We start from the raw sequence: 12,527 nt of genomic DNA on the forward strand, positions 1-12,527 counted from the left end.
GAGACCCAGCAGCGACATAAGTCGCGATGCGGCTCCGGGATTGCCTGCGGAAAGCGAGGGCGCCGGAAGGACGAGCGATTCTATTGATGTTGGTCAACAAGCTGAGCGAGCCGGCAAATCCGGCTCGCTGTGTCTCATTCTTCGACTAAATCTTTCGCTTGTTGAATCGTGAAGCCGCGCGGTTTGTCACTCTCAAGCGCGGTCAACCGTTTCTCGAGTTCGACGGTCTGTTCGTACGTCGCTTCATATTGATACAATCCGTTCGCGAGCTCGGTCAATCGCGTCACTTGAATCGGCAGTGACGGCTGCCCGTCGTCAAGCAAGATGACGAGATTGATATCACTGTCGACCGGTAACCGAATCGAACTATAAAAGGCGATCGCTTTAAAACCGCGCTTCATAATGACGATCGGCGATGTCCCGACCGCGACCGCTTGATTGCGCAGGCGTGTGATCGTGATGCCGGCGTGGATCAACCGGTTCGACGGTTGGATCGTCTCGACGTACTCTTCGATCGGGATGAGCGTTCCCGCTTCAAGCGCTTGTTCAAAATCGGATTCTCGCAACGGTCGGCTGAAAATGAAACCTTGAATGACGTGACAACCGAACTCACGGAGCCGAAGCAGGTCATCCATCATCTCGACACCCTCGACGACGACGTTCATCCCGAACTCTTCGGCGATGAGGAGCAGACTCCGGATGATGCCTTGGGCTTTTCGGCTTTGATTGACGTTATGGGCGAAGATGCGGTCGATCTTGATCGTCTGGGCACTGTACGCCTGCAAGTAAGCAAGCGACGAATAACCTTTCCCGAAGTCGTCAAACGCGATTGGGATACCGAGGTTGTTCAACCGCTCGAACGCCTGTGTGATCTGCTGGGCGTCGTCTAACAGTGACGTCTCCGAGATCTCGACTTCGAGATACGACGCCGGGACGTGGAAGCGGTCTAACATCTCTTCAAACACGCGTTCAAACCGTTCTTGATACAAGTATTTGGCCGAGACATTGATCGAGATCGGGACTCGATGTTTGAGCGACGTGATATAGCGGCACACCTCCTCGATCAACCAGTTCGTCAAGTCGAGATGGAGGTTGCTCTCCTCGGCGAGCGGAATAAATTCAGCCGGCGAGATCGAGCCCCACGTCGGGTGCGTCCAACGCATGAGCGCCTCGGCTCCGACGATTTGACCGGTCCAGGCGTTCACTTTCGGTTGATACATCAAATAAAACTCGTTGTTTTTCAGCGCACCTCGCATATCGCGCAACAGCTCGTAGCGTTTAAGTGACTCGATGTCCATTTGGGACGAATACAGTTCGAGTTTCGTCCCGAACTTTTTATCGGCCCGGTTCATGGCGACACACGCGTGCTTGATCAGTTCGCTCGCCTGTGCCCCGTCTTCAGGATAGCGGCTCACGCCGATCGAGATGCGCGCGAACAAGTCATACGCGTCAATACGGAACCGGTGCTTCGACAGCGTCCCAAACTCTTTCCCGAGCGCGAGCACTTCCGGGTCTTCCATCCGGCGTGGCAACACGATCAAGACGTTATCCGCATCGAGATGACCGAGCAAGGCGTCTTGTGGCAACAGACGAATCAATTGGTTCACCGTCGCGACACGCCACTCGTCACCGAGCTCGTAGCCGAACGTATTGTTGATTTCAGTGATGCGGTTGAACGAAAGCGAGAACAACGTGAACGGGTCGCGTTTGCGCGTGAGTTGATAGACCGATCCTGTGATCGACTCACGGTTTGGCATGTTCGTGATCGGGTCGAGCGAGGCGAGGCGCCAGATCTCTTGTTGCTGCTCTTTCAGTTGGGTGATGTCTTTGACGAGCGTCCGAAAACCGATGACGATTCCACCTTCAGAGAAAATCGGTTCCCGGTTCTCTTCGACCCACTTGACGTTCCCTTTGGCGAAGATTCTGTAGGAGAACGTCACCGGTTTTCCGCTGAGCGTCATTTCGCGTGCCTGTTTGATTTTCGGAAGGTCATCCGGCACGACGATACGCTGCCAATAGTCCGGGTGCGTATTGAATTGGTCTTCCGTATAGCCGAAGATGAGCGAGAAGCCCGGTGTCAAAAATTTGAACTGTTTCGTCTCGAAGTAACGTTCAAAAATGACCGAGTCGACGATTTCGCACAGTTGTTTCACTTTTAACCGTTCTTTCGTGAGCGCCGATTCGGCATCGACCAAGTTCGTGAGGTCAAACATCGCCCACGTCACCGATTTCCGATCTTTCGATATCCCGACGTGGACAATCAAGTCCAAATATTTTTGTTGCTTCGGATTGAACGCTTTGACTTGAGTCTCATAATCGTGCTGTTCGGGGTCATTGATAAGCGACTCGACGGCCGCCGCAAACGCTTCACGTTCATTCTCATGAATCATATTACGGAAATGCTCGCGCTCCATTCCCCCTAACTGACGTTTAGACAGCCCGAGCAGTTCACCCGTCTGCGGTGAATGATAAAATTCGCCAGACTCGAGGTCAAGTTCGATCAGGATGAGACCCGGGATGCGCTCGAACAGCGTCCGTCCCACTTTCATCCGATTGTATCGTTCGCGCAGTTCCGTCTGGGTCGTCAAGTCTTTGACGACGCCGTACAGGCCGGTGATGACCCGGCCGGTATAGAGCGGCGTATTCGTGACCGACAGATGAATGCGTCGCTTGTCCGCATTCAGCGCTTTCAGTTCATAATGGACCGTCTCCCCATGGAGCGCCCGCTGATGAAAGGCGTGAACACGTTCGCTTTCTAGTTTTGGAAGCCAGGAGGCAGGATCGACGAAACGTTCCTCTTCCCTGTTGAAGAGAAGCGACAACTTTTCGTTCGAGTCGATGAAGTTCAAATCTCGATCAAGGACGTACACCGCGTCCGGATATTGATCGAGCAATAACGGATCGATATTGATTTGCCCCTCATGCTCGGCCTGCTCAACATTTGATTCCAATACATGCTTCCAATTACGAAAGAAGCCCATGTGTACCACTCCTTCGTGTGACAAATGTCACGTTTCGATACGTGTTAACTTGATTATACAAGATTGATTAGTTGAAAACGCTTCTGCATTTTGCAAATAAGGGAAATGTACCGATTCACACACATATATTCAAAAAAATGTCATGCCTTAATGTGCTGTTAACCTACTCCTCTCCCACACGATGACGACGTAAAAAAGACCACGGATGTTGGCTCCGTGGTCTCGCGCATTATGGTTGTTTTACGACGACCGTCGCATACGATGGCACGTCGACATAGCCCGAGACGCGTTTGATCGTCTTCGTTCCTGCCTGACTGCCGTCGACAATCACGTTCCACTGTCCTGTCGGAAGTTTCACTTTGACCGTTTCTGCGTTGGCGTTATGTGTGATGAACAAGTCTTTCTTCTGGCCAGGCGCTTTGTCATCGATCAAATACGTGATGACGTTTGGCGCAGAACGATAGAACTTGACGTTCTTCTTGACGTCAGTCGCTTTCGTCATGCGAAGCCCTGGGTTTTGTTTACGCATCTCGATCAAGCCTTTCATGTACTGGACGTCCGCCTTACGGTCAGCGGCGCGTTTCCAATCCATTTGGTTGATGCGGTCTGGTGATTTGTACGAGTTGTGGTCGCCTTCTTTCGTCCGCATGAACTCTTGCCCGGCGTGGAGGAATGTCGTCCCCTGGCTCGTCAAGAGGATGCTTGACGCGAGACGATGCATCTTCGTCCGGTCCGCTTCCGCCGTCTCTTTATTCGTGAGTTCGAGCTTGTCCCAAAGCGTGTGGTTGTCGTGCGCTTCGACGTACGTGATTGCTTGCGTCGGCTCTTTCGTGAAGCCTTTGATTTCGGCATTGTAGTCGATCTCACCGACGATTCCCGTCTTGATGCGGTTCTCAAGACCGTCTTTGCCGTTGATGAAGCCGTTGTCCGTGTCGATAAAGACGCTGCCTTTCAAGCCGTCACGGATGTTGTCGTTAAAGTGAGCGACGCGGGGCATCTTGTAGGCGTTCTTTTGGTTCGCTTTCAGTGCCGGGTCGAGTGGTGTGTTGAGGTCCCAACCTTCGCCGAAGACGAGGATCGATTTATCGACTTTGTCGAGCGCTTGACGGACTTGGTTCATCGTCTCGACGTCGTGGATGCCCATGAGGTCGAAGCGGAACCCGTCCCAATGATATTCTTGCGCCCAGTAGACGACTGAATCGACGATGAGTTTTTGCATCATCTTGCGCTCAGACGCGGTGTCGTTGCCGACGCCCGTCCCGTTCGCGAAGTCGCCGCCTGCCGTGTAACGGTAGTAGTAGCCTGGTACGATCTTATGAAGGTTCGAAGCTTGCGCATCGAACATGTGGTTGTAGACGACGTCCATGACGGCACGCAAGTTGTGGTCGTGGAGACCTTGGATCATTTCTTTCATTTGCATGATTCGAACTTTTGCGTCATAAGGGTTCGTCGAGTATGAGCCTTCCGGCGCGTTATAGTTTTTCGGGTCATAGCCCCAGTTGTATGTCGCGTTCGGTTTCGTCTCGTCGACCGAGGCCGTGTTGTAGTCATACACCGGGATGAACTGGACGTGCGTCACGCCGAGGTCTTTGACGTGGTCAAGGCCTGTCTTCGTCGCCGTCTTCTTCCCGTTTTCAATCAAACGAGTACCCGGTTGAACGACACCGAGGTATTTGCCTTTATAGCGAATTCCTGAATCGTACGTGTTCGATGTGACGTCAAAGATCGAGAAGTCACGGACGTGTGTCTCGTAGATGATCGCGTCCGTTGCGTTTTGAAGCTTCGGTTTCATCGAGTTCCACCGTTTCGGTTTCGTCTCGTTCAAGTCGACGATGACCCCTTGGTCCCCGTTGACGCCGACCGCCGTCGCATACGGATCGACCGCACGGACGCTGCCTGACGCATGCTTGACGTTGTACGTGTAGCCGATGCCGTCGAGGTCGCCACGGACTTCAGCAGTCCACGTGCCGCGCTCGCCGCGTTTCATCGCAATCGTTTTCTTGATATCCTTGTCGTTCGCCGGACGGTCTTTCGGCATGTTCCACAGTTCGAGTGAAACGTCTTGAGCCGTCGGTGCCCACAAGACGAAATTTGTTTTCGACTTTTGATACGTGATGCCGAGCTTGCCGTTATACGCATACTTCGCATCGAATTCTGGTGACCGAAGTACGTCGCCCGCTTGCAGCACTTTGTCACCGAACGTCGGGTGCGACGCCGTGATGACTTGCGCCAAGTCGAGGTCAGCGCTGAAGTTTACCGTGACCGATTTGTCGCCAGTCTTCTCGACCGACTCGACTGCCGCGCCATCGACCTTCAATTCACTAAGGAACTGCTCATCGATCGCGCGGTTGAGCGTTAGTTCCGCCTGACGGAACGTGTTTGCCTCGAACGAGACGATTTTTGGTGAGCGGTCGATTTCTGGCTCTGAATAGTAAATCGTCGAATCACCTTCGACGAGCCAAATCTCTTTCGCCGTGCTGAGCGCGAAGCGGTCTTCGCCGTCCTTGTCGGACCATTCGCCTTTTTTCGTGATCAGACCGATGAGTTGTTTCGCATCCGGATTCGCAAACTTCACGTTCGCGACACCGCCGTAGGCGTCCGTCTCATCAAAGTTGATGCTTTGACCGTCGCCACCGTCCGGCCACGTCCAAACACCCCAGTCGGTGTATGTATTGTCATAGCGGAAGTAGTGGACTTTCATGTCGACTTCCGTCTTCGCCGTCTCCCCGTCCGGGTTCGACGTGTAGATTTTCGAGTCGCCCGACTTGATCCACACTTCGGCGACACCGTCCTTGATCATGTCTTTCGTGATCAGGCGGTCGTTTTCCGACCCTTTATCCTTGTCCCAATTGTCCGTTCGGACGATGAGACCGATCTGTTCAGGTGAGTCGACCGGGAATTCGTAGGCCGCCACCTTGCCGTAATCGTCCTCGCCGTTAAAGGCGAAGCCTTTGTTCGGGAAGTAATCTGGGCCATTCGCCCAAAGCCATAAGTTCCAATCCATTTGATTGTCTGGCGCCTCTTGATAGTGGACGACGACTAGTGTCGACTCTTTATCAAGGGCAGACGCTGACATCGGAAACATCGACAGAATCAGTGCAAACGTTAGCACAACTGCCCATACTGGTTTCCATTGTTTGTTGACCATGTGGGTCCCTCCTTGTAGCATGAATTTAGGAAAACGCTTACACAAAAATTGTAAACGTTTGCTTCCTTAATTTCAATTCTTTTCTAAATAAACGACTAACGTTTCCCATATCAAGCCACTTGTTGGTTCGAACTCATTTTCCCATCACAAAATGATTGCTTTTTTATCCTCCTCTGCCGAATATAGATATTAGAGGAGGGATTTTTAAAATGTCGATGACCAATTTAATCAATAATTTGATTGCCAACGCCAGCTTACTGCTGATCGGCCTTTATATGATCTCGCGCCTCACGAAGCTCGGGTTCACGAGCAAGCTCCCGTTAAGACGGCAAATCACGATTTCACTACTCCTCGCCGGCCTAACGATCGTGATTACGTTGCATGGTGTGCTCTGGAACGCCCAAGCCGACTTTCAGTACGGGTTTGTCCCCATCATCATTGCCGGTCTTTACTTTGGCCTCCAAGGCGTCCGGATCACGTACGTCTCGAGCATACTGCTGCTCCCGTTCATCATATCGGATACGTTGCTGTTAATCGTTTTTCTCGACTATACGGTCGCGGCCACAACCGCAGTCGTCTATATGAAACTCCGGGAGCGGATCAAACCGACACGGGACATCCGCATCGTCAACGCTATCACCCTCGGATTTATCATTTTATTCTCGCTCTTAAATTTTAGTAACTATGCCGCTCCAAGGATGTACGTCTATACGTTGGTCGCTTTCATCATAATTGGATATTCAACCGGGTTCGTCCTTCATATCGTCTATGGGGGCATCCGCAAAATGCAGCGCTCGGAACGGCAGATCACAAAATATCGAGAAGCCGCCTACACCGACGCCTTGACGGGTCTTGGCAACCGTCGTCGCTTCGAGGAGGAGATGAAGCGCGTCGACGAGGAAGTGTTCTCGAGTCCTTACGACATCACGCTGCTCTTACTCGATATCGATCATTTTAAATCGGTGAACGATACGTATGGCCATGATGCCGGCGACGCCATCTTGATCGAGCTTGGCAAACGGCTCACAGAGACGGCCCGTACCGATGACATGGTGTGTCGCCACGGTGGCGAAGAGTTCTCGGTGCTGTTGTCGGACTGCAACTTGTCGCAAGGGTTCGTCATCGCCAACCGCTACTTGCGTCAAATCGCGGAAAGTCCATTTTTGCTGCCGGACGGCAAACAGCTCGACATCACCGTCTCGATCGGTGTCACAAGTACGTCCGAACCAAAGATCGTCACGTCCGAACAACTCATCAAAAAGTCCGACCTCGGTCTGTACGTCGCCAAACGTAGCGGTCGCAACCGGGTCAGTAAATGGAATCAGCAACATGCAAATTAGACCCGACTCATGTGAGTCGGGTCTAATTGATTAGTTACCGTATTTTTTAAACAACTGATAGTTCTTGTTGCCGCCTGACAAGTTGTAGACGTCGGTGAAACCGAGGTTACGGAGCACGTTTTGCGCCGCGTTCCCAGTGACGCCGCCGTTGCAGTAGACGACCGTCGGCTTGTCTTTCGCGAGGTCTTTTGACGCCTCGCGAAGCTTGCCGAGCGGGATGTTGACCGCACAGTCGACGCACGCCTTCTCAAACTGCGCCGCTTTCCGTGTATCGATGACCTGGATGTCCTCGTTCGCGTCGATTCGCTGCTGTAGCTCAGCCGGCGTAATGAGACGGGCCGACTTGTTCATGCTGTTCGCCAGTGCCATCCCCGTGTACATGACCGGGTCTTTCGTCGTCGAAAACGGCGGTGCGTACGCGAGGTCGAGGTGGAACAAATCATCAACTTTCGCTTTGAACGTGATCGCCGTGACGAACACGTCGATACGCTTGTCGACGCCTTCGAAGCCGACGATTTGGACGCCGAGCAGTTGACGTGTCGCCCGGTCGCCGACCGCTTTGATCGTCATGTCTTTCCCGCCCATATAGGCCGGCTTGTCCGGTTTCGTGTTGTGGAGCACTTCGACGTCGTAGCCGAGGTCACGCGCTTCACGCTCCGAGAGACCCGTCTGCGCGACCGCGAGGCCGAACACTTTGAAGATGCCCGTCCCGAGGATGCCGCGGTGTTCGAGTTCCCCGCCCGTGAGGAGATCACCAAGTGAACGTCCCATCTTGTTCGCTGTCGAGCCGAGTGGGCGCCAAATCGGTTTACCCGTGACGAGCGAGACGCTTTCAGCGACGTCGCCGGCAGCATAGACGCTGTCCACGTTCGTCTCCATCCGTTCGTTGATGGCGATCGCACCCGTCTCACCGATCGTGACACCGATCGACTTGGCGAGTTCCGTGTTCGGACGGACACCGACCGATAGGATGACGAGGTCGGTCTCAATCGTCTTCCCGCTTTCCGTGACGACGCGTTCGACGTGACCGTCGCCGACGAGCTCTGTCACGGTCTCACCGAGCAACAGCTCGATGCCGTTCTTCTCGAGGTGGTCCTCGACGCGGCACGCCATGTCTTTGTCGAGCGGCGGCATCACTTGCGGGATGCGCTCGATGATCGTGACGTCGATGCCACGCAGTTTGAGCTGCTCGGCCATCTCAAGACCGATGAAGCCGGCCCCGATGACCGTCGCATGTTTCGGGTTCGTCGCGTCGACGAAGTTGCGTGTCGCTTCCGCGTTCTGGATGTTGCGGATCGGGAAGACGTTATCTGACTTCACGCCCGGAATCGGCGGGACGATGCTCGAGGCGCCGGTCGCGAGGACGAGGACGTCATAGCTGTCCGTGAACGTCTCACCCGTCTCCAGGTTTTCGACCGTGACCGTCTTCGCGTCTTTGTCGATTGCCGTCACGTTATGACGCGTCATGACGTCGATGTTGTAGCGCTTTTTGAAGAAAGCGGCGTCGCGTGGCGTCAAGTCATCGCGTGACTCGACTTCGCCTCCGACGTAATATGGGATCCCGCAACCTGAGTAGGAGATATCGTAATCGCGGTCGTAAATCGTAATTTGTGCGTCTTCGTTGTTACGACGTGCTTTCGCCGCGACTGATGTGCCGGCAGCGACTGAACCGATGATGACTAACTTCATAGAAAATCCACTCCTCAATATAGTAGTAAGCTGATATACAGGCCGAGCAACGTGATGGCAAGCGTTGGGATCGTCAAGACGATCCCGATTTTAAAGTATTGCCCCCAACCGATCTTAAGTCCTTTCGTCCGGAGCACATGAAGCCACAGCAGCGTCGCGAGCGACCCGATCGGTGTGATCTTCGGTCCGAGGTCGGAACCGATGACGTTCGCATAGATGAGCGCTTCGCGAATCTGACCCGACGTATTCGTCAAATCGATGGCGAGCGCGTCGATCATGACGGTCGGCATGTTGTTCATGACCGACGATAAGATCGCGGCCAAGAAGCCCATCCCGAACGTAGCCGTGAACACATCGACAGAGAACCAATCGATGAAGTTGGCGAGCACTTGTGTCAGCCCCGCGTTTTGTAGACCGTAGACGACGATGTACATCCCGAGCGAGAAGAAGACGATCGCCCACGGCGCGCCTTTGACGACTTGCTCCGTCTTCACAGCAGGCGAACGGTTCGCCATGATCAGGAAGAACAGGGCGATGACACCGGCGACGAGCGAGACCGGGATGCCGATGATGTCGCTCGTGAAGTAGCCGATGACGAGCAACGCGAGGACGACCCACGACAAGCGGAACATCTTATGGTCTTTAATGACCGTGCTCGGCTCGACGAGTTTTGACAAGTCGTACTGCTTCGGGATGTCTTTCTTAAAGTACAAGTACAAGACGAGCAGACTGCCGGCGACGGCAAACACGTTGACGAACACCATCCGCGCTGCATACTCAGCAAAACCGATGCCGAAGAAGTCGGCCGAGACGATGTTGACGAGGTTCGAGACGACGAACGGCAAACTTGCCGTATCGGCGATGAAGCCCGAGGCGATGACGTACGCCAAGACGACGGCGTCCGGTAATTTAAGCGCCCGTACCATCGCGAGTACGATCGGCGTCAAGATGAGCGCCGCCCCGTCGTTCGCGAATAATGCGGCGACAAGCGCACCGAGTAGCGTGATGTAGACGAACAGTTTGACACCGCCGCCTCCGGCGATCCGAGCCATATGTAAAGCGGCCCACTCAAAGAATCCGATCTCATCCAAAATGAGCGAGATGAGAATGATGGCGATAAACGTAAACGTCGCGTTCCAAATGATGTCCCACACCGTTCCGACGTCATCAAAATTGACGACCCCGGTGATGAGGGCAATGGCCGCCATCCCCATCGCCGAGTAACCGATGCCGAGGCCTTTCGGTTGCTTGATGATGAGGAAGAGCGTCACTAAGAAAATGATACTAGCAATCCATTGCACAATGAGTTCCTCCAATAATCTCTATTTTTGTTAGCACGTTTGTTGAAGACCGCGTAAGAACAGGCTTGCGCTGTCTTCTGTCATTTCGACGTCGAGCGTGACGTTCTCGGCCATCGCTTCTGCGTCTTTCGAGACAGCGAACGTGAGGCCGTCATAGTCTTTCACGTCGTCCGTCGCTTCCGGGGCGGCGATGTGGAGACCGAGCGTCGGTCCGCAGCACCCTGCTTCCGTACAAATCCGGACTGATTTCACTTCTTCATCCTCGAGTGCTGTTTTCATAAAATCGATTGCTTCATTCGTGATGTTCATTTGACTTCCTCCTTCAATAGTTGAGATAACGCCGGATAGCCGACCGGCAAGTGTTGTTGCCAAGACAATAGCGTCGGGCGCGGATACGCGTTCACCCGTTCGAGCCAGATCGCCTCACTCGCGACTTTCGCCGTGAGCAGTTTGCTTTCGACGTCGAGCGGTGTGAACGATTGGTTGACGACCCAGGCGAACGGACTGATACCGGCCCGTTCCAAATCGGTGACGAGCCGCTCGGCTTCATACACCGGTGTCGCTTCAGGGAGCGTCGTGATGACGACGTGCGTCTGTTTCGGGTCACGAAGCTTCGGCAACAGTTCGCGGACCGCTTCCGGGACGACACCGGTCGAGCGTTCGAGCTCACGGTGATAGCTCTCGGTCGCGTCGAGCAAGAGCAGTGTATGTCCGGTCGGTGCCGTGTCGATGACGACGAACCGATCTTTCGCTTTGGCGACTTGACCGGCGAAAGCGCGGAAAACCGCGATCTCTTCCGTACACGGCGAACGCAAATCTTCTTCAAGCATCGCGCGCTGTTCATCGGTCATGTCCCCCGCTTCGTGGAACACGTCGGCCCGATAATTCTCGATCTCGACTTTCGGGTCGATCGCGTCGACCGTGAACGTGGCGGGCACGTCTTCACCGATTGTGAAAGCGACGTGTGCCGCCGGGTCGGTCGTCGTCAAATGGACGGCGTGACCTCGTTCGCTCAAAGCGACGGCGAGGAGTGAGGCGAGCGTCGTCTTGCCGACCCCACCTTTGCCCATCGTCATGATGACGCTCGGACCGTCCGCTTCGATTTCATCGACGAGTGTATCGATCGAACCGTAACGGCTCGCATCATACGTCATATCCGGCACGGCGACCGTCTCCCCGTTCACCCAACGGCGTAGCGCCGGGACGCCGACCAAGTTCTCGTAGGCGTATGGGAGCGTGAACGTCTCGAGCGTGTCGACGCCTTGTGGCAAGTTGGCGAGCGCGTCTTGTTGGCGCTCGATGAACCGTCTCGTATAACGGTCTGTGCCTTCCGCCGGATCGACGACACCGTTGATGACGAGCTGCATCCTCTCGATCCCGATGGCGTGGAGCTCCATAGCGGCACGACTCGCCTCGACGAGCGTCGACGTCTCAGGACGGGCGACGAGCAACAGTGTCGTCTCGTCTCCGTTCGAGAGCGTCTCGACCGCCCGTTTGTATTGATGTTGCTTGTCTGACAAACCAGCGAGCGGACCGAGGCACGAGACGCCGGTCGTGTTCGTCTCTAAAAATTCGTCCCATGCGCTCGGGAGCGTGAGCAACCGGAGCGTATGCCCGGTCGGTGCCGTGTCGAAGATGACATGGTCGTATGTGTCACGGGCCGTCTCTGACGTCAACAGCTCGGTGAACTGATCGAACGCCGCGATCTCGACCGTACAGGCACCGGACAGTTGCTCTTCCATCGACTGGATGGCGACGTCCGGGAGCACGCCGCGATACGGGCCGACCATACGTTCCATATACGCTTTTGCCGCTTCTTCCGGGTCGAAGTTCGCAATCAATAGCTCCGTCCCCGGGACTGCTCGCGGTGTCTCGTCAAGTTCCATCTCGAACACGTCCTGCAAATTACTTGCCGGGTCGGTCGAGACGAGCAAGACGCGCTTGCCGCGGTCAGCGAGCGTCAAGGCGAGGCTCGAGGCGGTCGACGTCTTTCCGACGCCGCCTTTCCCGGTCAAAAACATGTAACGGGTCGGCTCAATCGTATTAAAATCAAAGCGATTCATCATGA

7 protein-coding genes are annotated in these 12,527 nt (G+C 54.5%); 1 reads left to right on the plus strand and 6 read right to left on the minus strand.

What is annotated here, in order from left to right; genetic code table 11:
• Positions 1–134: 134 nt before the first annotated feature.
• Both EVJ26_RS06085 and pulA read right to left on the minus strand, forming a co-directional pair.
• A complete protein-coding gene (locus tag EVJ26_RS06085) occupies positions 135–2,951 on the minus strand; it encodes an EAL domain-containing protein (protein WP_161566954.1) in 2,817 nt (938 codons plus the stop codon).
• Between the two features lie 259 nt (positions 2,952–3,210).
• Entirely contained in the window at positions 3,211–6,129 is a 2,919-nt protein-coding gene (gene pulA / locus EVJ26_RS06090) for a type I pullulanase (protein WP_236635512.1), read from the minus strand.
• 209 nt (positions 6,130–6,338) lie between these two features.
• Here pulA and EVJ26_RS06095 point away from each other — a divergent pair, with 209 nt between their 5' ends.
• On the plus strand, positions 6,339–7,469 hold the full coding sequence (locus EVJ26_RS06095) for a GGDEF domain-containing protein (protein WP_131456523.1): 1,131 nt from the start codon (positions 6,339–6,341) through the stop codon (positions 7,467–7,469).
• 30 nt (positions 7,470–7,499) lie between these two features.
• Here EVJ26_RS06095 and EVJ26_RS06100 read toward each other — a convergent pair whose 3' ends face one another.
• Genes EVJ26_RS06100 through arsA form a run of 4 tightly spaced genes read right to left on the minus strand, consistent with a single transcriptional unit; the run spans position 7,500 to position 12,522 of the window.
• Positions 7,500–9,158 carry an FAD-dependent oxidoreductase gene (locus tag EVJ26_RS06100; protein ID WP_131456521.1) on the minus strand — a complete coding sequence of 553 codons (1,659 nt, stop codon included), beginning with the start codon at positions 9,156–9,158 and terminating at the stop codon, positions 7,500–7,502.
• Between the two features lie 14 nt (positions 9,159–9,172).
• Positions 9,173–10,459 carry an arsenic transporter gene (locus EVJ26_RS06105; protein WP_131456519.1) on the minus strand — a complete coding sequence of 429 codons (1,287 nt, stop codon included), beginning with the start codon at positions 10,457–10,459 and terminating at the stop codon, positions 9,173–9,175.
• A gap of 30 nt (positions 10,460–10,489) precedes the next feature.
• Positions 10,490–10,768 carry a Fe-S cluster assembly protein HesB gene (locus tag EVJ26_RS06110; RefSeq protein ID WP_131456518.1) on the minus strand — a complete coding sequence of 93 codons (279 nt, stop codon included), beginning with the start codon at positions 10,766–10,768 and terminating at the stop codon, positions 10,490–10,492.
• On the minus strand, positions 10,765–12,522 hold the full coding sequence (gene arsA / locus EVJ26_RS06115) for an arsenical pump-driving ATPase (RefSeq protein ID WP_236635513.1): 1,758 nt from the start codon (positions 12,520–12,522) through the stop codon (positions 10,765–10,767). The genes EVJ26_RS06110 and arsA overlap by 4 nt, the downstream gene beginning before the upstream one ends.
• Positions 12,523–12,527: the final 5 nt, after the last annotated feature.

The organism is Exiguobacterium sp. SH3S1, from assembly GCF_004337105.1.
GTDB classification, from domain to species: Bacteria; Bacillota; Bacilli; order Exiguobacteriales; family Exiguobacteriaceae; genus Exiguobacterium; species Exiguobacterium aurantiacum_A.